This window comes from Ferribacterium limneticum (assembly GCF_020510585.1).
In the GTDB taxonomy this organism is placed as follows: domain Bacteria; phylum Pseudomonadota; class Gammaproteobacteria; order Burkholderiales; family Rhodocyclaceae; genus Azonexus.
Window position 1 is genome coordinate 4,038,369 of sequence record NZ_CP075190.1, and the last position, 21,924, is coordinate 4,060,292.

At 61.0% G+C, this 21,924-nt stretch carries 26 protein-coding genes; 8 read left to right on the forward strand and 18 right to left on the reverse strand.

Features of this window, described 5'->3' with window-relative positions; translation table 11 throughout:
* Nucleotides 1–9: 9 nt before the first annotated feature.
* From KI613_RS19280 to pncC, 3 genes are all read right to left on the reverse strand, one after another.
* Complete coding sequence (locus tag KI613_RS19280) at nt 10–2,565, reverse strand: response regulator (protein WP_226402531.1); 2,556 nt, start codon at nt 2,563–2,565, stop codon at nt 10–12.
* Nucleotides 2,562–3,701: an FIST signal transduction protein gene (locus KI613_RS19285; RefSeq protein ID WP_226402533.1), complete on the reverse strand. Its 1,140-nt coding sequence runs from the start codon at nt 3,699–3,701 to the stop codon at nt 2,562–2,564. Before KI613_RS19285 ends, KI613_RS19280 begins: the two co-directional genes overlap by 4 nt.
* An 88-nt stretch (nt 3,702–3,789) precedes the next feature.
* Complete coding sequence (gene pncC, locus KI613_RS19290) at nt 3,790–4,290, reverse strand: nicotinamide-nucleotide amidase (protein WP_226402535.1); 501 nt, start codon at nt 4,288–4,290, stop codon at nt 3,790–3,792.
* A 32-nt stretch (nt 4,291–4,322) separates the two neighbouring features.
* Between pncC and mobA the strand changes: the two genes are divergently transcribed.
* The 3 genes from mobA to KI613_RS19305 all read left to right on the forward strand — a co-directional run bounded on the left by mobA (nt 4,323) and on the right by KI613_RS19305 (nt 5,966).
* Nucleotides 4,323–4,919 (forward strand): molybdenum cofactor guanylyltransferase MobA, encoded by a 597-nt coding sequence (gene mobA, locus KI613_RS19295; protein ID WP_226402537.1) that lies wholly within the window; start codon nt 4,323–4,325, stop codon nt 4,917–4,919.
* 107 nt (nt 4,920–5,026) lie between these two features.
* Complete coding sequence (locus KI613_RS19300) at nt 5,027–5,209, forward strand: hypothetical protein (protein ID WP_226402539.1); 183 nt, start codon at nt 5,027–5,029, stop codon at nt 5,207–5,209.
* Nucleotides 5,210–5,522: 313 nt separating this feature from the next.
* Complete coding sequence (locus KI613_RS19305; RefSeq protein ID WP_226402541.1) at nt 5,523–5,966, forward strand: c-type cytochrome; 444 nt, start codon at nt 5,523–5,525, stop codon at nt 5,964–5,966.
* Between the two features lie 124 nt (nt 5,967–6,090).
* On the opposite strand, the gene KI613_RS19310 is transcribed toward KI613_RS19305, so the two are convergent.
* From KI613_RS19310 to KI613_RS19335, 6 genes are all read right to left on the reverse strand, one after another.
* A complete protein-coding gene (locus tag KI613_RS19310; RefSeq protein ID WP_226402543.1) occupies nt 6,091–6,420 on the reverse strand; it encodes a hypothetical protein in 330 nt (109 codons plus the stop codon).
* Nucleotides 6,421–6,559: 139 nt separating this feature from the next.
* Nucleotides 6,560–8,551: a UvrD-helicase domain-containing protein gene (locus tag KI613_RS19315; protein ID WP_226402545.1), complete on the reverse strand. Its 1,992-nt coding sequence runs from the start codon at nt 8,549–8,551 to the stop codon at nt 6,560–6,562.
* 137 nt (nt 8,552–8,688) lie between these two features.
* On the reverse strand, nt 8,689–9,006 hold the full coding sequence (locus KI613_RS19320; RefSeq protein WP_226402547.1) for a hypothetical protein: 318 nt from the start codon (nt 9,004–9,006) through the stop codon (nt 8,689–8,691).
* Nucleotides 9,007–9,050: 44 nt separating this feature from the next.
* Entirely contained in the window at nt 9,051–9,740 is a 690-nt protein-coding gene (locus tag KI613_RS19325) for a DUF4197 domain-containing protein (RefSeq protein ID WP_226402549.1), read from the reverse strand.
* Nucleotides 9,741–9,756: 16 nt separating this feature from the next.
* Nucleotides 9,757–10,893 carry a PilT/PilU family type 4a pilus ATPase gene (locus KI613_RS19330; RefSeq protein WP_310491598.1) on the reverse strand — a complete coding sequence of 379 codons (1,137 nt, stop codon included), beginning with the start codon at nt 10,891–10,893 and terminating at the stop codon, nt 9,757–9,759.
* 33 nt (nt 10,894–10,926) lie between these two features.
* Nucleotides 10,927–11,970, reverse strand: a complete 1,044-nt coding sequence (locus KI613_RS19335; RefSeq protein WP_226402551.1) for a type IV pilus twitching motility protein PilT — start codon at nt 11,968–11,970, stop codon at nt 10,927–10,929.
* Nucleotides 11,971–12,026: 56 nt separating this feature from the next.
* Between KI613_RS19335 and KI613_RS19340 the strand changes: the two genes are divergently transcribed.
* Genes KI613_RS19340 through KI613_RS19355 form a run of 4 tightly spaced genes read left to right on the forward strand, consistent with a single transcriptional unit; the run spans nt 12,027 to nt 14,348 of the window.
* Nucleotides 12,027–12,716 carry a YggS family pyridoxal phosphate-dependent enzyme gene (locus KI613_RS19340; protein WP_226402553.1) on the forward strand — a complete coding sequence of 230 codons (690 nt, stop codon included), beginning with the start codon at nt 12,027–12,029 and terminating at the stop codon, nt 12,714–12,716.
* Nucleotides 12,713–13,525, forward strand: coding sequence for a pyrroline-5-carboxylate reductase (gene proC, locus KI613_RS19345; RefSeq protein ID WP_226402555.1), 813 nt, complete (start codon nt 12,713–12,715; stop codon nt 13,523–13,525). The genes KI613_RS19340 and proC overlap by 4 nt, the downstream gene beginning before the upstream one ends.
* The gene (locus tag KI613_RS19350; RefSeq protein WP_226402557.1) at nt 13,525–14,058 is read left to right on the forward strand and encodes a YggT family protein; all 534 of its coding nucleotides are present in this window, start codon (nt 13,525–13,527) and stop codon (nt 14,056–14,058) included. The genes proC and KI613_RS19350 overlap by 1 nt, the downstream gene beginning before the upstream one ends.
* Nucleotides 14,055–14,348, forward strand: coding sequence for a DUF167 domain-containing protein (locus KI613_RS19355; RefSeq protein WP_226402559.1), 294 nt, complete (start codon nt 14,055–14,057; stop codon nt 14,346–14,348). Before KI613_RS19350 ends, KI613_RS19355 begins: the two co-directional genes overlap by 4 nt.
* A 10-nt stretch (nt 14,349–14,358) precedes the next feature.
* Here KI613_RS19355 and ureG read toward each other — a convergent pair whose 3' ends face one another.
* The 8 genes from ureG to KI613_RS19395 are packed head-to-tail and all read right to left on the reverse strand — an operon-like array spanning nt 14,359 to nt 19,622.
* Nucleotides 14,359–14,964 carry an urease accessory protein UreG gene (gene ureG, locus KI613_RS19360; RefSeq protein WP_226402561.1) on the reverse strand — a complete coding sequence of 202 codons (606 nt, stop codon included), beginning with the start codon at nt 14,962–14,964 and terminating at the stop codon, nt 14,359–14,361.
* Nucleotides 14,965–14,968: 4 nt separating this feature from the next.
* Nucleotides 14,969–15,646 carry an urease accessory protein UreF gene (locus KI613_RS19365; RefSeq protein ID WP_226402563.1) on the reverse strand — a complete coding sequence of 226 codons (678 nt, stop codon included), beginning with the start codon at nt 15,644–15,646 and terminating at the stop codon, nt 14,969–14,971.
* 14 nt (nt 15,647–15,660) lie between these two features.
* Nucleotides 15,661–15,867 (reverse strand): tautomerase family protein, encoded by a 207-nt coding sequence (locus KI613_RS19370; protein WP_226402565.1) that lies wholly within the window; start codon nt 15,865–15,867, stop codon nt 15,661–15,663.
* A gap of 17 nt (nt 15,868–15,884) precedes the next feature.
* Nucleotides 15,885–16,424, reverse strand: a complete 540-nt coding sequence (gene ureE / locus KI613_RS19375; protein WP_226402567.1) for an urease accessory protein UreE — start codon at nt 16,422–16,424, stop codon at nt 15,885–15,887.
* Between the two features lies 1 nt (nt 16,425).
* Nucleotides 16,426–18,132 carry an urease subunit alpha gene (gene ureC / locus KI613_RS19380; protein WP_226402569.1) on the reverse strand — a complete coding sequence of 569 codons (1,707 nt, stop codon included), beginning with the start codon at nt 18,130–18,132 and terminating at the stop codon, nt 16,426–16,428.
* Nucleotides 18,129–18,434, reverse strand: a complete 306-nt coding sequence (locus tag KI613_RS19385) for an urease subunit beta (RefSeq protein ID WP_226402571.1) — start codon at nt 18,432–18,434, stop codon at nt 18,129–18,131. The genes ureC and KI613_RS19385 overlap by 4 nt, the downstream gene beginning before the upstream one ends.
* 9 nt (nt 18,435–18,443) lie before the next feature.
* Nucleotides 18,444–18,746 carry an urease subunit gamma gene (gene ureA, locus KI613_RS19390; protein ID WP_226402573.1) on the reverse strand — a complete coding sequence of 101 codons (303 nt, stop codon included), beginning with the start codon at nt 18,744–18,746 and terminating at the stop codon, nt 18,444–18,446.
* A gap of 9 nt (nt 18,747–18,755) precedes the next feature.
* Nucleotides 18,756–19,622 (reverse strand): urease accessory protein UreD, encoded by an 867-nt coding sequence (locus KI613_RS19395; protein ID WP_226402575.1) that lies wholly within the window; start codon nt 19,620–19,622, stop codon nt 18,756–18,758.
* Between the two features lie 45 nt (nt 19,623–19,667).
* Here KI613_RS19395 and KI613_RS19400 point away from each other — a divergent pair, with 45 nt between their 5' ends.
* Nucleotides 19,668–21,077, forward strand: coding sequence for an AGE family epimerase/isomerase (locus tag KI613_RS19400; protein WP_226402577.1), 1,410 nt, complete (start codon nt 19,668–19,670; stop codon nt 21,075–21,077).
* Between the two features lie 78 nt (nt 21,078–21,155).
* Here the strand turns inward: KI613_RS19400 and urtE are convergent, their stop codons facing one another.
* On the reverse strand, nt 21,156–21,848 hold the full coding sequence (urtE, locus tag KI613_RS19405) for an urea ABC transporter ATP-binding subunit UrtE (protein ID WP_226402579.1): 693 nt from the start codon (nt 21,846–21,848) through the stop codon (nt 21,156–21,158).
* Nucleotides 21,849–21,924: the final 76 nt, after the last annotated feature.

Consider the following 21,924-nt stretch of genomic DNA (forward strand, 5'->3'; position numbering starts at 1 on the left):
AAACCTCGTTCAGGTGCTCGTCGTGCCGCCCAGCCAGTGGTACAGAGCCGTATAGAGCAAGGTCGGATTGACCGGCTTGGTGACGAAATCATTCATCCCGGCCTGCAGACACTGCTCGCGATCTTCGGCAAAGGCGTTGGCGGTCATCGCCAGGATCGGCACCTTCTGGCGATCCGGCAGCTGACGGATACGCCGGGTCGCCTCCAGCCCGTCCATGCGCGGCATCTGCATGTCCATGAGGACGAGCCCGTAGTTGTTCCGGGAAACCTTATCGACTGCCTCGACGCCATCCTCGGCCACATCGATGGCCAGGCCGACATCTTCCAGCAGCATTTGCGCCACTTCGCGGTTGATCGGCTCATCCTCGACGAGCAGGACTAGCCGTCCAGCAAACTTGCTGCGCAGCATGGCCTCGACGTCGCTGCCCAGCGCCAGGGGAGACCGAAAAGCGCCATCGTCCGGTTGCCGCTTCAGGCGCGCCGTGATCCAGAACACGCTGCCTTTGCCCGGCGTACTCTCGGCCCCCGATTCCCCGCCCATCAAGGTCGCCAGATGCCGGGTAATCGCCAGCCCGAGGCCGGTGCCACCGTATTTTCGGGTGGTCGACGTATCGGCCTGCTCGAAAGGTGAAAACAGGCGGGCCAGGGCTTCAGGCGCGATGCCGATGCCGGTATCCGAAACCTCCAGCCGGACCAGGACGCTTTCGGCATCTTCCTCAAGCACCTTGCCACACAGCCTGATCGTGCCGTTCTCGGTAAATTTGATCGCATTGTTGGCGTAGTTGAGCAGCGCCTGACGCAGCCGCGTCACATCACCAAGCAGGCCGCCCGGCAGGACCGCGGACTCGACGCGCAAGGCCAGGTTTTTCTCGCGCGCCGGCCCGGCCAGCATTTCCGCGACTTCATTCATCAGGCGGGGCAGCATGAGCGGCGCCTCTTCAAGCACCAGCTTGCCCGCCTCGATCTTCGACAAGTCGAGGATGTCGTCAATGATTGCCAGCAGGTGCTGGCCGGAGGCTTCGATGCGATTCAGGGACACCTTCAAGGCGTCGTCCACGCCGCCACGGCGCATCAGGTAAACCGAGCCGAGAATGGCGTTCATCGGGGTCCGGATTTCATGGCTCATGTTGGCCAGGAAAGCGCTCTTCGCCTTGGTCGCTGATTCAGCCAGATCCTTCGCCTCGCGCAATTCCTGCTCGACCCGCTGGCGTTCACTGATGTCGCTGACGAAGGTGATGAAACGCGCCGGTTCGCTTGCCGTCTCCGGCCGATAATAAACGTTGAGGTGCACCGGAATCATGTGGCCGTCGCGGTGCCGGTTCCAGGAATCCAGGCTGGCGCGGCCGGTCCGCCGCATTTCCGCCGTCGCTTCGACAAATCCGCCTTGGGGGAAGGCTGGGTCGATATCGGGCACGCTGAGCTGGAGCAGCTCGTCGACCGAATAGCCGAGTATCTCGGCCGCGACATGATTGACGTACACAAAACGCCCGTCAGCATCGACCCAATGGATGCCCAGCCCGACCCGGTCCATCGCAAACTGGGTCTGTTCCAGCCGGGCATTGGCCTGCGCCAGGTCACGGGTACGTTCAGCAACCATCGCTTCAAGATGGCGTCGATGCTGTTCCAGTTCCGCCTCGCTGTTGCGCAATGCCTCCTCGACCCGCCGGCGCTCGGTAATCTCCCGCGCTACGCCAAGCACGCCGATCAACTCCCCATCCTTGTCGCGCATCGGCGTCTTGATCGTCTCGAAGAGACCCCGATAGCCGTTATCGGCGAAAGTCAGCCACTCCTCGTTAACCGTCGGGCCACCGGCAGCGGCCGCCGCCCGGTCGTTGGCGCGGAAAGTTTCGGCCAGTTCCTGGCTGACAAAATCATCGTCGGTGCGCCCGACGATGTCATATTCGCTGGCGTTATAAAGGCGCGAAAAGGTCGGATTGCAGGACAGATATACGCCGTCTGGATCCTTGACCCAGGCCAGGTCGGGAATCGCGTCATAGAGCGAATCGAGAAACGCCCGCTCGCGCTCGCTCTGGGCCAGTGCCACCGCCAGCTCGGCCCGCGCGTCATCGCGGTCATTGGCCAGCGCCTGGGTCAATCGCTCGTTGTTGCGACAAAGAATGACCGCCTTGGCCAGATTGGCCAGCACCGGCTGGAATATCTGCGTCAGCGGGAGCTCGGAGGCCGGTGCGGCGGGCGACAGGAGCAGGATGGTGTACTGCGCATCAACCGGCAGACGAAGACAATACACGTAAGCCTCGTCCAGCGAAAATGAACGGAGCAGAACGGCGTCGTCGAGCAACTGGACCTTGCCGGCGAGCAAGCCGGCCGGCAAGTTGAAAGTCGTCCCGTGGCGTTCGGCCAGCAGGTAGTCGCCGACTGAAGTTTCCAGCGTGGCCGACACCCCGAACTCCGTGACTTTCGGCGCTGCCAGGACCACACCGGCCGGAAACGAGGTATGAAAAAGCAGGCGTTGCAGCGTTTTCTTGAGCAGGCTGTCGAGGCCGACCTCGCCGCCGATAGTCAGCGACAGATCGTAAAGAACACTCAGAATCTGTTCGCGATTCATGGCACAGGCCAGGGCGAACAGACCAGCGTCGCATTGTGGAACATTGGGTAGCCCCAGCGCACCGTGCTGCCGATTTCCCCCAGCGACAAGGCGCCGGCCAGTTCGCCAACGCGAGTTGCCGCCTGCAGCTCGGCCAGTTCCTTTTCGGCATCGTCGCCGAGATGCATGCGCCGACCGGCACAATAAAAGGTCAGCAACTGCGTCCCCTGCAGCGAGCCATGGGCGCTACGCAGATGCTCAGCCAGCCGCCCAATGCAGCCATGCGCCCCGGCAGCCGGCGCCTGCAGCAAAACCAGCATGGCGTTCTCGGGAATTTCGCCGACGCAATACAACGCCCCATCATCGGCCAAAGCGACAGGAATGCGCACCACAACATCGCCATTGGCGCGCAGGAGGCCGAAGGGGAAATGCACTGCGTACTCGTAGAAATTGTCGCGCCTCAGGTCGATGCCGTATTGCGCCTTGATGATTTCCTGATAGATCTCGAATGCCGGCCGCCAGTCGATCATGGCGATCCGGTTGCCGGCGGTCGAGGTCGCGCTCATCGCCCGCTCCGGCTGCTCGAAGCCATGCTCAAGGGTTGGCGCCATGGAGCCCGGCAGCAGCAGGCCAAGGACGCCATCGCCCAGCACCTGCCTGTCGTCGAACAGGCAGGGCATAGGCAGAAAAGTCTCGCTGCCGGCATTGACGCCGCCGTACTCGACGCGATTCGACAATTCCAGGTAGATACCATCGAGAAGGCTGGCGACGTTGGGTACCATGCCATCGAAAACCATGAACAAGGTCGGCTTCGGTGCCCCGGGCGGATAGACTTTCAAGCCCTGTCGAGCCGCAGCGACCACTGCCCCGACGGCATCGGCCGCCGTGTTTAGTGCCGGCAACAAGAAATGCGGCGGCATCTGATCGAAGCAGAGCAGCCAAACGCCGTGGGTCAGGAAACCCTGATTCCCGACCAGGGCTGGAAAAATTCCGCCGACCAGCGCCAGACCACGTTGCCGACAGGCTGCCTGCAAGACGGGAAGATGATCCTTTTCCGCCTCCGGCAACAAGGCAACAATACCCGCCCCGGCCTGCCTTGGAGACCATTCGTTCAGCGCCTGATCGATGGATTCGCGATTCAGCTCAACGTAACGCATCGATATCTCCCGACCGATTTTGCATAGTTCTTTTTTTCGAATTTTTGTTTTGTATTGTTTCCGAGTTTCCCGGAAAACCCCGACCGCCTCAAGCGCTACAGACAGCCGCTCCCACTCGGTCAATCAAGCCATTGAGCGCATAACGCACCGATTGCTCGCGAACCGCCGCCCGATCACCGCTGAACAGGCAGCTCTGCGCCTCGCATCCCCCATCCTTGCGGGCCCAGGCAAAACACACCGTGCCCACCGGCTTTTCCGGCGAACCGCCACCCGGCCCGGCTATGCCGGTAATCGCCACCGACCAGTCAGCCCGGCTATGCGTCAGAACGCCTTGAGCCATCGCTCTCGCCACCGCTTCGGAAACCGCGCCATGACGCTCCAGCATACTTTCGGGAACGCCCAGCATGTCGACCTTCGCGGCATTGGAATAAGTCACGAAACCACGGTCGAACCATGTCGAGCTGCCGGCAATCGCCGTCACCGACTGAGCAAGCCAGCCGCCGGTGCAGGACTCGGCAGCGGCCAGCCATTCGCCGCGCTCGATGAGCAGGCGGCCAAGACCTTCGGCAAGTTTTTCCAGTTCGGACATAATGCCCCATCCTAGCATGTGACCAACGACGAATGCCCACCCCTGCCTCCAGACACCCCGAAGACATGATTACCGGCGTCATCCTGGCTGGCGGACGGGGAACACGGATGGGGGGCGTCGACAAGGGATTGCAGCTCTATGACGGCAAGGCACTGGTCTGGCACGTCGCCAAACGCCTGGCCCCACAGGTCGACCATCTGTTGATCAATGCCAACCGGAGCGAAGCGGAATACGCGTCTTTCGGCTACCCGGTGCTGGCCGACCATATCACCGGCTTTGCCGGGCCGCTCGCCGGCCTGCATGCCGCCCTCGCTGCTGCCCAAACGACCCTGGTACTTACAGCGCCCTGCGATTCGCCCAGGCTGCCGCTCGATCTGGTCAATCGTCTGCACCGCGCGCTGCAGAGCGCCAACGCAAATCTGGCCATCGCCAGTGCCGGCGGCCGTCTGCACCCGGTTTTCTGCCTGTGCCGAAGCTCGCTTCTCGGACAGCTGCAAGCCTATCTCGAGGGCGGAGGACGCAAGGTTGCCGCATGGTGTGCCGACATGGGCGCCGTCGAAGTCGATTTTTCCGACCAGAGCGAAGCCTTCGGCAATTTCAACACCCTAGCCGACCTGGCGAAAAGCTGAGCCCGACAGGCGCGCAAAAACCTGTGGTAAACCGATATTGCGCCGCAACATATTGGGGCTATACTCGACTGGCAGAAACAATAATTGTCCATAAATCGAGAACAGCCATGAACGTCAAGATCCATTACCGCATCACTCAGGACCGCGCCGGCATCCCGCAGGACTACTCGGGCGCCCGCCATTTCGTCGTGAGCGAAGGCGAAGCGATTGAAGACATCGCCATGCACCAGCTGGCAACGGACTATCAGGTTCCGAAAAGCGCCGTCCAGATCTGCCGCATCGAAAGCTGAGCAGCCGAAAGAGCGGCCAAAGGCCATCGGCACGGGACGCCCGAAAGGCATTTCCGTGCCTTTTTTATGCCCGTTCGCCTACTTTGTGCATCGCACAAATTTAATACAGCCACATTTTGTTACAGAAGGCTACGAAAGAACGACAGACTTTGAGAGCGCGGGAACCTAGACTGCAGTTGTGCATTGAACCCCTCCTCTCGAAACTCCCCCTTTCGAGAATTTCAACCCCGCCGCTGGCGGGGTTTTTTTTGCTCAGCCGCCGCCCCACGCCGTTATAATGGCATTTTTTAAACAATGCACTGGGGTTTTGAGCATGGCCGAGCAACATTCTTCCAAGAGCATCATGTGGGCAACGATCATCGTCGCCGCCCTTCTGATCGCTGTCATTTACCCGCTGACCGCCAACAAGGGCAGTTCCAAGGCGAACACCGGCAACGCTGCCGACGAAGCTGATATTCGCATTCAGCCGGTTGCCAGGTTTGAACTGGCCAAGGCCGAAGCGCCTGCCGCCAGCGGTCCCCGTGATGGCGCAACGATTTACAACACGGTTTGCGGCGCCTGCCACAACACCGGCGCGGCCGGCGCTCCGAAGATTGATGACAAGGGTGCCTGGGCACCGCGTCTGGCCCAGGGCAAGGATGCCCTGATCAAGAGCGTGACCAACGGCAAGAACGCCATGCCGCCAAAGGGCGGCACGACGCTGTCCGACGACGAGATCAAGGGTGTTGTCGCATACGTGATGAGCAAGGCGAAGTAAGCTTCGCCGCTCACATCGAGGGAGGCTGCGGCCTCCCTTTTTCGTTGACGTAAAAAAGGGCGCCTCGTGAGCGCCCCGGCCAGTGCAGCTTTTGGAGGGCTGCGACTGACGTCCTGCGGATTCCTTACTTCTTGGCCGGTTCGGCGGCCTTTGCGGCTTCCGGTACGACAGCAGGTGCGGCGGCCTCAGCCGGCTTCGCAACTTTCTTCGCTTTCTTGACCTTGGCAGCGGGCTTGGCGGCAGCCGGTGCTTCGTCCTTCTTCATTTCCGGGGCGGCGACAGCCGGCTTGGCTTCCGGCGCCTTGACTGCTTCGGCGCCCTTCGGGGCTTCAGCCTTGACGGTGGCGGCAACCGGGGCAGCAGCCTTCACTTCAGCGGCGGCCGGCTTGACGTCAGCGGCGTGGGCAACACCAAAAGCGGTGGCAAGGATGATGGCGACGAGTTGTTTGGTCATTTTTGATTCTCCAGTGTTGTTAATTCGGTTTTTGATCCGGCTTTGCAAAATTGCGCTGCCTTGTGCCGAATAACGCGACTGGTTACTGCCCGGATGTCATGAGCAGCGTAACCCGTTGTAACGCAGTGTTACCAAGCGGTTAGCGCTTGTTTCCGGCCAGCATGGCCTTCATGGCATCGAGCCGGGCACTACCGGTGGCCTTGTCAGGCGGGATATCCTGTTTGCCGCCGGTAAAACGGACATCTTCCTTGCCCATTTCGTCGATGAAGCGCGATGGCTCGCAGGGCACGAATTCGCGGGCCTGCTTGCGGCGTTCGCAGTAAGAGATATTCAGGGTGTGCTGGGCGCGGGTGATGCCAACGTACATCAGGCGGCGTTCTTCCTCGAGCTTGGCCGGATCGACCGATTCACGGTGCGGCAGGATGCCTTCCTCGACGCCGACCAGGAAGACATTCTTGTACTCCAGCCCCTTGGCGGCATGCAGCGTCGACAGTTGCACCGCGTCGTATTCGTCGTCGTTTTTCTTGTCGAGCATGTTGATCAGCGCGATGCTCTGGGTCAGATCAACCAGCGTTTTGCCGTCCTGTTCGCCCTTCTTGTTGAGCCAGTTGGCAAATTCGCAGACGTTGGCCCAGCGTGTCTGCGCCGTGCGCTCCTCTTCGTGGTCGTAGAGAAAGGTTTCGTAATCGATGGCCTTGAGCAGGTCGGGCAGGACCTGATGCGCCGGCTCTTTGCTGGCCCGTGACTGGGTGCGGTTGATGAAGTTGCAGAATTCGAGCAGGGGGTCGAGCTGACGGGGCTGGACTCGGTGCGCGAAGCCTTCTTCAAAGGCGGCCTGGAAGAGCGAGACGTGGCGCTCGCCGGCATAGATGCCGAGCACCTGTAGCGTCGCCGCACCGATGCCGCGCTTGGGCGTCGTGGCGGCGCGAATGAAGGCCGGATCGTCGTCTTCGTTGGTCAACAAGCGCAGGTAGGCGGTGATGTCCTTGATTTCGGCCTTGTCGAAGAAGGATTTGCCGCCGGAAAGCAGGTAGGGAATGCGGTGGTCGCGCAGGTATTCCTCGAAAATCCGCGCCTGGTGGTTGGAGCGGTAGAGGATGGCGTAATCCTTGAATTTGGCGCGATGCTCGAACTTGTGCGCCTGCAGTTTCATGACCACGCCTTCGGCCTCGGCATCGTTGTCGCGGCAGGCCGTAACGGAAATCTGTTCGCCGTAGCCAAGATCGGACCACAGCTTCTTGTCGAACAGTTTTTCGTTGTGCGAGATGACGTTGTTGGCGGCCTTGAGGATTCTTACGGTCGACCGGTAATTTTGCTCAAGTTTGATGACCTTGAGGGCGGGAAACTCGGTCGGCAGTTTCTTGAGATTCTCGATATCGGCGCCACGCCAGCCGTAGATCGCCTGATCGTCATCGCCCACCGCCGTGAATTGGGCGCGAACGCCGGTCAGCAGTTTGAGTAGCTGGTACTGACAGGCGTTGGTGTCCTGGTATTCATCGACCAGCAGGTAGCGCAGGCGGTTCTGCCACTTGTCGGCGATTTCCGGATGCTCGCTGAACAGTTTGACCGGCAAGCCAATCAAATCGTCGAAATCAACCGCCTGATAGGCCTTGAGCGTCGCTTCATAGGACAGGTAGGCGTGGGCGGCCAGCTTTTGATGTTCGTCGGTAGCCAGATGGCGCGCCGCTTCTGGGGTGATCAGCCCATTCTTCCAGTTGGAAATGGTGGATTGGACGATGCGCAGCGTCGCCTTGTCGACGGTACCGGCCGTTTCGCTGATGATGCCTGCGCAGTCAGCCGAATCGAAAATCGAGAAACGCGGCTTGTAGCCGAGCGCCTTGGCCTCCTCGCGCAGGATGCGGACGCCCAGCGAGTGGAAGGTTGAAATCTGCAACTCGTCGGCTTGTTGCTTGGAGAGCAGCTTGCCGATGCGCTCCTGCATTTCCTTCGCCGCCTTGTTGGTGAAGGTGATGGCGGCAATATTGCGCGGGTTGAAGCCGCAACTCTGCACCAGATAGGCGATTTTCTGCGTGATCACCCGCGTTTTGCCCGATCCGGCACCCGCCAGCACCAGCAGGGGGCCGTCGAGGTAGTGGATCGCTTCGCGTTGCGGTTGATTGAGGCCGGACATGACTCTGCAAATGACGGCGCCCCGACGAGGCGGGGCGCGCTGGATAGGTTGCCTTGATTCTAACCTACCGACTCAATGCTGAAAATCGGCCATTTTTACGTTTCACGAAGTAAACCCGGTTGACCGTGGAAGCCGCTTCAAACTGAGTCGTCGATGCCGATCAGGCGGTCCAGCGGCACACCGGGCTTGATCAGGCTGTCGGTACCGACATCCATCTCCAGCAGCTGCGCCGCGACGTCGCGCGCCCCTTGCAGCACGCGTTCCTGACCGTGAAAGTCGCCGACGGCGCCGGGGTCAACTTCGGCGATCTCCTGTTGCAGCGTGCGCTGGCGATCGCCTTCGATGCCTTCCATGACTTCGACCCGCCGAATCTGTTCGTTGTCGACCGGACGCACCCGCTCGCTCGATTCACGAGTGGCGCGTTGCGTGGTGCTCGACAAACGGGTGAGTTTCATTGGGGGCTCCTTGCCCCCAATTACGGCATTTAAAGCCGATAGCTTTAATTCAGCGCGCCAAAGACGTTTTTCAGCAGATCGCTGCCGGCGCCCATCGGGTTGGCGCGCAACTTCTTTTCCTCTTCGGCGATCATCAGGAACAGGCCGTCCATGGCCTTCTGCGTCACGTAGCTGTCGACGTCGGCATTCTGTTTATCGACCAGACCGGCGCTCGCTGCCTTGCCGGCAAACTTGTTGTACTGGTCGGCCAGCTTGAGCTTGGTGGTTTCCTTCTTGACGATGGGCTTGAACTTGGCGGTCAGCTGATCGGTCGAGGTCCGCTTGAAATACTGCGTCACGCTGTCCTCGCCGCCGGTCAGAATGTCCTTGGCGTCCTTGATGCTCATCTTCCTGATCGATTCGGTCAGGATGGGCTTGGCTTCGGCCACGGCATTTTCAGCCGCGTGATTCATCGTTTCGACCAGTTGGTCAGCCTGCTTGCCCAGGCCGAACATGCGCAGGGCCGAATCGGCCTTTTCCAGATAGCCGGGCAGCTTGATCTTGACCTTGTCGTTGCCGAGGAAGCCGCCATTCTTGCCGAGGGACGCGACAGCGTAATCAGCCCCCTTGGCCAGCGCCTCCTTGACGCCGGCGCTGGCGTCGCCGCTGGAAATGGCATCGAGCGCCCCGGCCTGGGCGAATCCCACGGTCAACCCGAAAAAAATCGCAAAAACGGAATGTTTCAAGGCAGGCATGAGAAGCTCCTTTGGATCAGACGATGTCGAGGTGACCGATCCCGGTCGACAGATCGCGGTCCTTCGACTCCTTGCCATGCAGCTTGATCTGCAGGCGCAGGTCGTTGAGCGAGTCGGCGTTGCGCAGCGCATCTTCGTAAGTAATCTTGCCGGCTTCGTAGAGGTCGAACAGCGCCTGGTCGAAAGTCTGCATGCCGAGCTCGCGGGATTTCTTCATGATTTCCTTGATCTCGTGCACCTCGCCCTTGAAGATCAGATCGGAAATGAGCGGCGAGTTGAGCATGACCTCGATCGCCGCCATCCGCCCACGACCATCTTTTTTCGGAATCAGGCGCTGCGAAACCAAGGCGCGCAGGTTCAGCGAGAGGTCCATGAGCAATTGCTGACGACGCTCTTCCGGGAAGAAGTTGATGATCCGGTCGATGGCCTGGTTGGCGCTGTTGGCGTGCAGCGTAGCCAAGGCCAGGTGGCCGGTTTCAGCGAAGGCGATGGCGTAGTCCATGGTGTTGCGGTCGCGGATTTCGCCCATCAGGATGACGTCCGGCGCCTGACGCAGCGTGTTCTTGAGCGCCGGACCCCAGTCATCGGTATCAACGCCGACTTCACGCTGGGTGACGATGCAGTTCTTGTGCTCGTGCACATACTCGATCGGGTCTTCGATGGTGATGATGTGACCGTAGGAATTCTCGTTGCGGTAATCGACCAGCGCTGCCAGCGACGTCGTCTTGCCGGTACCGGTGCCGCCGACGAAGATGATCAGGCCGCGCTTGGTCATCGCCAGATCCTTGAGCACGGGAGGCAAGAGCAGTTCGTCTAGGGTCGGGATGCTCATGTTGATCGTCCGGCAGACGACACCGACACGACCCTGCTGAACCAGCGCATTGACCCGGAAACGGCCGATGCCGGCCGGCGAAATGGCGAAGTTGCATTCCTTCGTCGCTTCAAACTCCGAAGCCTGGCGGTCGTTCATGATCGAACGCGCCAGTTCGGCCGTGTGCTGCGGTGTCAGAATCTGATTCGAGACCGGCGTAATCTTGCCGTCAATCTTGATGGCTGGCGGAAAGCCGGCGGTGATGAAGAGGTCGGAGCCTTTCTTTTGCGACATCAGACGCAAAAGATCGTGCATGAATTTCATTGCCTGATCGCGTTCCATACTTTCCCCTCGTTTATTCTGTTGGCCGCCCGATCAAGCCGGGAAGGCATCCTTGTTGGCGGCACGGAAGCGCGCCTCGGCACTTGAAACAACATTGCGCCGCACCAGATCGATCAGGTTCTGGTCCAGTGTCTGCATGCCGAAATTCTGGCCGGTCTGGATCGCTGAATACATCTGAGCGATCTTGTTTTCGCGGATCAGGTTGCGGATAGCCGGCGTGCCGATCATGATTTCGTGTGCAGCAACGCGGCCCGTACCGTCCTTGGTCTTGAGCAGCGTCTGCGAGATGACTGCGCGCAGCGATTCGGAGAGCATGGAGCGGACCATTTCCTTTTCCGCCGCCGGGAAGACGTCCACTACGCGGTCCACCGTCTTGGCAGCCGACGAGGTGTGCAGGGTGCCGAACACCAGGTGGCCGGTTTCAGCCGCAGTCAGCGCCAGGCGAATGGTTTCCAGGTCACGCATTTCGCCGACCAGGATGACGTCCGGGTCTTCGCGCAGGGCTGAACGCAGGGCGTTGGCGAAGGACAGAGTATGCGGCCCGACTTCGCGCTGATTGATCAGGCACTTTTTCGATTCATGGACGAATTCGATCGGATCCTCGACGGTCAGGATGTGGCCGTAATCGTTTTCATTGACGTGATTGACCATCGCCGCCAGCGTCGTCGATTTGCCGGAACCGGTCGGCCCCGTACACAAAACGATGCCGCGCGGATACTCGGAAATTTCCTTGAAAATCTTCGGGCAGTTGAGCTCTTCGAGCGTCAGGACCTTGGACGGAATGGTCCGGAAGACGGCACCAGCGCCGCGATGCTGATTGAAGGCATTGACCCGGAAACGCGCCAGATTGGGGATTTCAAAGGAAAAGTCACATTCCAGCGTCTCTTCATAAATCTTGCGCTGGCCGTCGTTCATGATGTCATACACCATGCCATGAACGTCCTTGTGTTCCATGGCCGGCAGGTTGATGCGCCTGACATCGCCATGCACGCGGATCATCGGCGGCAGGCCGGAGGACAGGTGCAGGTCGGAGGCCTTGTTCTTGACGCTGAAAGCCAGCAGTTCGGTGATGTCCATGCGGATCGTCCTCGGAGCGCGTGTATACTTGGTTTGTTGTTAATTCCCAATGGATTATGAGCGCAATCGCCGACAACCTGCAAGCTGTCCAGGCCCGTATCAGCGATGCCGCGGTGCTTGCCGGCCGTTCACCGGAAAGCATACGCCTGCTGGCGGTCAGCAAAACCTGGCCGCTGGCCAGCGTGCTTGAGGCTGCCGATGCCGGCCAGCGTGCCTTCGGCGAGAACTACGTGCAGGAAGGTATTGACAAGGTTGCGGCAACTGCCGGGCGCAATCTGGAATGGCATTTCATCGGCCCGCTGCAGAGCAACAAGTCGCGTGCCGTCGCCGAGCACTTCGACTGGGTGCACTCGATCGAACGCCTGAAAATTGCCGAACGGTTGTCGGTCCAGCGCCCGGCGAACCTGCCGCCCTTGCAGGTCTGCATTCAGGTAAACGTTTCCGGCGAAGCCAGCAAGAGCGGTTGCGCGCCGGATGAAGCGCAGGCCTTGTGCCAAGCCGTTGCGGCCCTGCCCGGCCTCCAGCTACGCGGCCTGATGGCCATCCCCGAGCCAACCGACGACCTCGCCGCCCAACGCGCGCAGTTCCACCATGTATGGGAAATTTACGACCATATCCGGGCGGCCGGCATACCGCTCGACACCCTGTCCATGGGCATGTCCCACGATCTTGAAGCAGCCGTGGCCGAGGGCGCGACCATCGTCCGCATCGGCACGGCCATTTTTGGTGAGAGAAATTACAGATGAAGATTGTTTTCCTGGGTGGCGGCAACATGGCCAATGCGCTGATCGGCGGCATGCTCAAGCAGGGCTTCGCGGCCAGCGATATCGATGTCATTGATCCGGGCGCCGAAGCGCGCACCAAGCTGGCCGCGTCGTACGCGGTCACCTGCCATGAAAGTGCCGCCAGCGCGCCTGCCGCGCCGGACATCCTCGTGCTCGCCGTCAAACCGCAGCAGATGAAGGAGGCCGTCGCGCCGCTCGTCGGCAAGCTGGGCCAGGCTGTGGTCATCAGCATCGCTGCCGGGCTCGACATGACGGCCCTGTCGCGCTGGCTCGGTGGCCATCGCCAGATCGTCCGCTGCATGCCCAACACGCCAGCCCTGATCGGCGCCGGCATCACCGGGCTGTGCGCCCTGCCGGAAGTGAGCGCTGACCAGCGCGCGGCGGCAGATCGCGTGCTGCGCGCCGTCGGTACTACGGTATGGATCGAGGACGAGGCCAAGATCGACGGCGTGACTGCCATTTCCGGTAGCGGCCCGGCCTACGTATTTCTGTTCATCGAAGCACTGCAACAGGCCGCCGCCGACCTCGGCTTTACGCCGGAACAGGGTCGCCTGCTGGCCATCGAAACGGTGCAGGGTGCCGCCGCGCTGGCTGCCCAGTCCACCGAACCGGCGTCGATCCTGCGCGAACGCGTCACCTCGAAGGGCGGCACAACTGCCGCCGCCCTCAACGTCATGGCCGAACGCGGCGTCAAGGAAGGCATCGTCGCCGGCTGCATGGCCGCTGCGGCGCGCGGTCAGGAACTTGGCAAGATTCTCGGAGCCGATTGATGCAAGCCATCGTTTTCCTGCTCGACGCCGTCGTCAGCTTCTTTTGCACGCTATTTCTGCTGCGTTTCATGATGCAGGCACTGCGCGTTTCGTTTGGCGGACAGATCGGCGATTTCGTCATCAAACTGACCAACTGGGCGGTCAAACCGCTGCGCCGCGTCATCCCCGGCGCCGGCGGTTTCGACTGGGCCAGCCTGGTTGCTGCGTTGGCGTTGCAACTGCTGTTCACCGGCATCATCGTCGGCGCCTCCGTCAGCTTCGGTGAAGTTGATGGCGCCGGTCTGGTGCTGACGATTCTCTGGATCGCCGTGCGCGGCCTGCTGCGCCTCTCCGTTTACATTATGATCGGCGCCTTGATCCTGCAGGCCGTGCTGTCGTGGGTCAATCCCTACTCGCCGCTGTCGGCCCCGGCCCACCAGCTGACCCGGCCGCTGCTCGACCCGATCCGCCGCTTCATTCCGAGCATTTCCGGCATCGACCTGTCGCCGCTCGTCGCCATCCTGCTCCTGCAAGCGGTGCTGATGTTCCTGTGAGCGACTGGTTCCGGCTGGCCGCCGACGGCCGTATCACACTGACCCTGCACATCCAGCCCGGCGCCAAGAAGACCGAATTTGCCGGGCTGCACGGCGACGCGCTGAAAATCCGCCTCGCCGCGCCGCCGGTCGACGGCAAGGCCAACGAGGCGCTGGTCAAGTTCATCGCCGAAACGCTGAAACTGCCGAAGTCGGCGGTCAACCTGAAAAGCGGCCAGACCTCACGGCGCAAGGTGCTCGAAGTTCAGGGCGCCGAGGTTGGCGCCATTGCCGCTTTCGCCTCGGCGTAAATTCGGGCGCTTAAAGCATCCCGCGTTCGCGGATGAAGGCGATGATCTTGTCCAGACCTTCGCCGGTCTTCAGGTTGGAGAAAACAAAGGGCCGCTCGCCGCGCTGAACCTTCGCGTCGTGCGCCATGACCTCGAGCGAGGCACCGACCATCGGGGCGAGGTCGATCTTGTTGATGATCAACAGGTCTGACTTGGTGATACCCGGCCCGCCCTTACGCGGGATTTTCTCGCCAGCGGCGACGTCGATGACGTAGAGCGTCAGGTCGGAAAGTTCAGGCGAAAAGGTCGCCGCGAGGTTGTCACCACCCGATTCGACGAGGATCAGCTCGACATCGGGAAAGGCGCGTTGCAGGCGATCGATGGCCTCGAGATTGATCGAGGCATCCTCACGAATGGCTGTATGCGGGCAGCCGCCGGTCTCGACGCCAATGATGCGCTCGGGTGCCAGCGCCGAGTGATTGACCAGGAACTTGGCGTCCTCGGCGGTATAGATGTCGTTGGTGACGACTGCCATGTCGATCTGCTCGCGCAGGGCCTGGCACAGGGCGAGGGTCAGGGCGGTTTTGCCGGAACCGACGGGGCCGCCGATGCCAACGCGTAAGGCTTGTTTGCTCATGATTTTACGATCTGAAGAGACGTGAATATTGGGTTTCGTGGCGGGCGCAGGCGATAGCAAAGGCCGGGGTGAAATTGGACCATTTCGATTTTGGCCAATTTTTCCGGTTGACCGTGACATCCGGGATTTGCCGGCCGAGATCGGCCAGCAGGCGTTGTCCGGCTGCCTGGCCGAGCGGCACTGCCTTGAGAGCAGCCATCACCTGGTTTTCGGCCCATGACCAGAGGTAGGCGGTGAGCGCGGCTTCCGGGTCGATCTGCCAGGCGGCCGCGATGCCGGCCCAGACCGTCGGAAACGCCACTTCGGGCAGAGCTTCGACCGTGGTCATCACGCTGCTTAGCGAATCGTCGCGCAGATCGCGCAGCAGGCGACGCATCGAGAAACCCATCTGGGCCGTTTCGGCGCGCAGTTCGGCCGATTCCCGGCTGGCCAGGAATTCGGCGTTGAGGCAGTCGATCTCGGCCATGTCGTCGGCCGACCAGGCTGCCATCAAGGCAACGACCAGTGGCGCCTCGTAACTGCCGATGCCATGGTGCAGCAGGTCAGCGATCCAGCGCCCCGCCCCCGCCTCGTCGCGGATGATGCCGAACTCGACCGCCCACTCCAGCCCCTGCGAATAGGTGTAGGCGCCGACCGGCAGGGCCGGGCTGGCCAGTTGCAGCAGGCGGGCGAGTTGGAGCATTGACGAAGCTGGATTCATCCGGTCGCTTGCTGCTTTTTCCAGTCGTCAGTGAGCAGCCCGGCGAAGCCCCAATTCTCGTCGTCGATTTCCTGGATAACGATGTGCGTGTGCTCCGGCTTCTTGCCCAGCACACGGGCCAGCGAGTCGGTGATATCACGAACGATTTCTGCCTTTTGTGCCCGGGTGGCACCCTTGGTGATTTGAACGTTGACGTAGGGCATGTCGACAAATTCCCCGTTTAGCGCGGCTTGAATTGGTGGATTTTAGGCACTGAGCGATGCGGGCCGTGACCTGGGTTGTGCAGGTCGGGGGCCGGCTCATTGTCATCATGATGGTGGTGGCCCCCGTGCGAACCATAGGCGCCGGATTCCGGCTGAAACGGAGCTTCGGTTTCGCTGACCGTACAGCCCAAACCGCGCACCATGTCGGCCAGCACGTGGTCGGTCTGGAAGCGCAGCTTGCCGCCGTTTTCGGTCGGCAGAATCTGCACCGGAACGTGGCGGTTGCCGAGGTGGTAGGCGGCGCGGGCAAAGAGCTGCGGGCTGTCGGCGACGGCCTCAATGAGCTTTTCCGGGGCGGCGAGGATTTCGACGACGGTACTGCCCTCCTCGGCCAGCAATTTGTCGCCGCCCTGCAGATGGTCGCCGCGTTCGAGAAAGATGCCGGCTTCGGCGCCGGAAGCGAGCGTCACCTTGAGGCGGCTGCGCTTGCGTTCGTCGTAGGCGAGGGCGACCGAGTCGGTGGCGGGCTGTTGGGTACGTTGGTTGAGAATCAGCATGTCAGAACAGGAAGTAGCGTTGGGCCAGCGGCAGTTCAGTCGCCGGCTCGCAGACCAGATGCACGCCGTCGGCCTTGACGACATAAGTTTCGGGATCGACGGTGATTTCCGGCGTGGCGCCGTTGTGCACCATGTCCGATTTTTTGAGCGTGCGCGTGCCAGAGACGGCGATCAGCGGTTTGCTCAGTCCGAGCGCGGCGACGGCCGGGTTCTTGAGCGCCGCCTGCGAAACGAAGGTCACCGAGGTCTTCAGCGCCTTGCCGAAGCTGCCGAACATCGGCCGGTAATGCACCGGTTGCGGCGTCGGGATCGAGGCGTTGGGGTCGCCCATGGCGGCGGCGGCGATCATGCCGCCTTTCAGGATCAGGCTCGGCTTGACGCCGAAGAAGGCCGGTTTCCACAGCACCAGATCAGCCAGCTTGCCGACTTCGATTGAGCCGACAGTATGCGCGATGCCGTGGGTCAGCGCCGGGTTGATGGTGTATTTGGCGATGTAGCGCTTGACGCGGAAGTTGTCATTGCGGGCGTTGTCTTCGGGGAGCGCGCCGCGCTGCAGCTTCATCTTGTGTGCTGTCTGCCAGGTGCGGATGATGACTTCGCCGACGCGGCCCATGGCCTGCGAGTCGGAAGACATCATCGAGAAGGCGCCGAGGTCGTGCAGGATGTCTTCGGCGGCGATGGTTTCGCGGCGGATGCGGCTTTCGGCAAAGGCGATGTCCTCGGCGATGCTCGGGTCGAGGTGGTGGCAAACCATCAGCATGTCGAGATGCTCGTCGATGGTATTGACCGTATACGGCATGGTCGGGTTGGTCGAGCTGGGCAGGACGTTGGGCAGCCCGGCCGCCTTGATGATGTCCGGGGCGTGGCCGCCGCCGGCGCCTTCGGTGTGGAAGGTATGGATGGTGCGGCCCTTGAAGGCGCCCAGCGTCGCTTCGACGAAGCCCGATTCGTTGAGCGTGTCGGAGTGGATGGCGACCTGCACGTCCATCTCGTCGGCGACGGTCAGGCAGCAGTCGATGGCGGCTGGCGTGGTGCCCCAGTCTTCGTGCAGCTTGAGCCCCATGGCGCCGGCCTCAACCTGCTCGCGCAGGGCTTCCGGCAGGCTGGCGTTGCCCTTGCCGAGGAAGCCGAGGTTCATCGGGAAAGCGTCGGCGGCTTCGAGCATGCGGTGGATGTGCCACGGACCCGGCGTGCAGGTGGTGGCGAAGGTGCCGGTCGCCGGGCCGGTGCCGCCGCCGATCATGGTCGTGACGCCCGAGTAGAGCGCCTCGTCAATCTGCTGCGGGCAGATGAAATGGATGTGGCTGTCGATGCCGCCGGCCGTGACGATCATGCCTTCGCCGGCGATAACCTCAGTGCCGGGGCCGATGACGATGCTCACGCCGGGCTGGATATCCGGGTTGCCGGCCTTGCCAATGGCGGCGATGCGGCCCTCCTTGAGGCCGATGTCAGCCTTGATGATGCCGGTCACGGCGTCGACGATCAGCGCGTTGGTGATGACGGTATCGACGGTTTCCGCCGAAACAAGTTGGCTCTGTCCCATGCCGTCACGGATGACCTTGCCACCGCCAAATTTCACTTCTTCACCGTAGATCGTGTGGTCCTTCTCAACCTCAATGATCAGTTCGGTGTCGGCCAGGCGCAGGCGGTCGCCGGTCGTCGGCCCGAACATTTCGGCATAGGCCTGGCGGGTAATTTTCGTGCTCATAGCGCCCCCTGTATCAGGCCACGGAAACCATAGACCTTGCGGCCACCGGCTAGCGCCACCAGTTGCACGGTGCGCGTCTGCCCAGGCTCGAAGCGCACGGCGGTGCCGGCGGCGATGTCGAGGCGGAAGCCACGGGCAGCTTCGCGGTCAAAGCTCAGGCCGGCGTTGGTTTCATAAAAGTGATAATGCGAGCCGACCTGGATTGGCCGGTCGCCGGTGTTGGCAACGACCAGCGTGATGGTCGGCCGGCCGGCGTTGAGTTCGAGTTCGCCGGGTTCGGCGAGGAGTTCTCCGGGGATCATGTCAGCTCCTCAAACAATCGGGTTATGCACGGTGACCAGCTTGGTGCCGTCCGGAAAAGTGGCTTCGACCTGAATCTCAGGAATCAGCTCGGCGATGCCGTCCATCACCTCGGCGCGGCTCAGGACCTGCGTGCCGGCGTGCATCAGCTCGGCAACGGTCTTGCCTTCGCGGGCGCCTTCCATGATGGCGCAGGTGATCAGCGCCACGGCTTCCGGGTAGTTGAGCTTCAGGCCCTTGGCCATGCGCCGTTCGGCGAGCAGGCCGGCGGTGAAGATCAGCAGCTTGTCTTTCTCGCGGGGTGTCAGTTCCATGAAGACTCCTCAGGTATTCCAGATTCGGGGGGTAACTGCCGGTCGACCGCAGCAGGCCGGGCGCAGGATGGCCCACAGGTCGGCGAACCACAATCGGGCGGCTTCGCCGCTGTCGCCGAGGTAGCGGGCGACGAGCATGCCGGGCAAGGCGCTCAGGCCATGATTGGCGCCATCGGCGGGAGCGATCTTGCGGCAGGCTTCGAGCAGGGCCGCTGACTGCTGCGGCAATTCGGGAAAAGCGCACAGCAAGGTGCCGCACACCGTGGCGCCAGCCCAGCCGGCCGGGCTGCTCAACATCGCGTCGTTGCCGTTGAAACCGCCGCGTTCAAGCCAGATCGGTTGATTGCTACGGTCAACCCGAAAAAACAGGTCAAAACGACCATTTTCAAAACGCTCGCCAGCCGCCGCGCGACCAAGGCACAGGATGTCCCAGCCGATATAGCGGCTGTCGGCGGCCAATGAAACACGGGTTTCCATTCGCGCCCGGGCGCCGTCGAAGATGATGGTTTCCTGCGGCAGCCATTCCAGCGTGGCGCCGGCGGCCACCTTGAAGCTTATGCACTGCGAAGCCTCGGCGCCGCCACTGCGGTACCACTTGCCCGCCCCCGGCGTCGTCAGTTGCGCGTGGGCGCCAGCATCAATCTCGACTGAAATCGCCAGATGATCACCGCCGGCAATGCCTGATGGCGGATGCAGCACAATGGCCTGACAGACCGCATCGCCCTCCGGATACAGCGCTTTCTGCACACGTAGCGGCCCCCGATGCCGGTTTTCGCGCAACACCGTGCGTTCGCCATGGCGGGCGAAGCCAAGATGCAACTCGGCGTGCCAGCTCGGCGAATGCTCCGGCGGCGATACGGGAAGGCGCGAGGTCATGGCCGGATTATCCGGGAAAGAAAAGGCGGCGGGGAATACGCAGGAATGCGCAGACCCTATTTAGCGGGGTTGCTGCCTTTCAAGACAAAACCGAACGCGATGACAAATGCTATTCTGCAAGGAGCTAAACTTTGGGAAGTCTTAAAACCGACTTACTGGAATCTCGAAAAGTATAAGCTCATGAACGATAAGAGAAAATTTCCGTCAAATTCAGTCTTTGCCGGCCTGTTTTATTTGTTCTGCCTGTTGGTTACTCCTTTTTTTCTGAGCGGATGTGAAGGACCGGCAAGCAACGGTCAATTCATCGTCGCCAAATGGCACAAACAAGATCTTGATGCCCATCTGACTCGTTGGTTAGCCATAGCGCCAACACCATCTGGTCTTCTTTTAAGCAGATTTGATCGTCAGTGGAAAGCCATGCCTACTCAGGGCGGGGATCTGACTACTCATAGTCGCCTTCTATTTACGATGATCGTTGGATATGAAATCACCGGCGACAAGCACTATTTGGACGCAGCCATACGAGGTACGGAGTTTTTGCTCAATCGATTCTACGATCCTCAATATGGGGGCTTTTTTTCGAGTGTTGCGGATGATGGCAAGGTAATCAACGAGAGCAAAAATACGTATGGTCATGCTTTTGCGCTTTTCGCTCTATCTCACGTTGCTCGTGTGACAAAGGAGGAGAAATTCCGAGCGGCCGCACTAACGGCGTGGAGCGACATTAACAAGCACCTGAGGGATTCCGATGGCGGGTTTCGGCCTGAGGCCCCTCGTGATTTTGGCCCATCAAGTAGTTTGCGAAATCAAAATCCTGTCATGCACATGTTTGAAGCCTTGCTTGCGCTCATTGATGCAACAGGTGACCCACGAGCAGTGGCTGGTGCACAAAGTGTTGGAAACTTCGTACTCTATAAATTGCTTGAGGGCCAAAATGATGGCGGGGCCTACATCCCGGAGTGGTATGACGAGCACTGGAAGGCGCTTCCCACCAAGGAAAAGGGCGGCTACATCGATCTGGGCCATCAATTCGAATGGAGCCACCTGCTTGCGACCTCGGAGCGCCGAGGGCTACCTGCGCTGTATGGTGATGTGGCAGAAAGATTGTTGAAATACGCAATAAAAGCTGGTTACGATGAAATAGAAGGTGGCATATTCAACCGAGCCTATCCTGACGGCTCAACTGATCGTGACAAGTATTGGTGGCAACAAGCAGAGGGCCTGCGTGCTCTGTTGGTGGCGGCATCAAGCACCAACCGCCGAGACCTCTGGCGACGATATGAACAAACTCAAGAACTGGTGAAGGATCAGTTCATTGATGAGGTTGATGGGGGGTGGAAGTTCTCTGGTAAGCGAACCTGTGGCGCTGGTCGCTGTGGATCTGAGCAACCAGAGCCGTATCACATGGTTGGCATGCACCTCACAGCGCTCAACCTCGTAAAATCCGAGCGCTAGCGGCCTTCATCGGGTCTTGTGAAAAGCGGCAATGGATCGCTGGCTGATCGGCCTCTTTGGGTACGGTAGCTTCAGTGATCAAACCGCCAACGCCTCCCGCACCCCGTCCTGCGGCATCGTTTCACCCCTCCCCCGCATGATGAATTCGCCGCGTTCCATGAGCAGGTACTGGTCGGCCAGGGATTCGGCGAAGTCGTAGTACTGCTCGACCAACAGGATCGCCATTTCACCGGTTTCGGCCAGCATGCGGATGGCGCGTTCGATGTCCTTGATGATCGAGGGCTGGATGCCTTCGGTCGGTTCGTCGAGGATGAGCAGTTTCGGGCCCATGGCCAGGGCGCGGCCGATGGCGAGTTGTTGTTGCTGGCCGCCGGAGAGGTCGCCGCCGCGTCGGTGCATCATCTGCTTGAGGACCGGGAACATGTCGAAGATGCGCTGCGGAATCGGAGTGCTGCCCGGTTTGGTGGCGAGGCCCATGAGCAGGTTTTCCTCGACGGTCAGGCGCGGGAAGATCTCGCGACCTTGCGGGACGAAACCGATGCCGGCCTTGACGCGTTCGTGCGGCGGCAGGTGGGTGATGTCCTTGCCGTCAAAGGTGATCGAGCCGGATTTGGTCTTGACCAGGCCCATCAGCGACTTGAGCAGGGTCGTTTTGCCGACACCGTTGCGACCGAGCAGGGTGGTGACTTCGCCGGTTTTGACCTCGAAGCTGAGGCCGCGCAGGATGTGGCTGCCGCCATAGGCCTGGTTGAGGGTATCGACTTTCAACATGATGTTTTGTCCTGTTCGGGTTGGCTGCCGGGGTTTCCACGGTCAACCGGAAAAAATGCCCAAAATTGAAATCCGC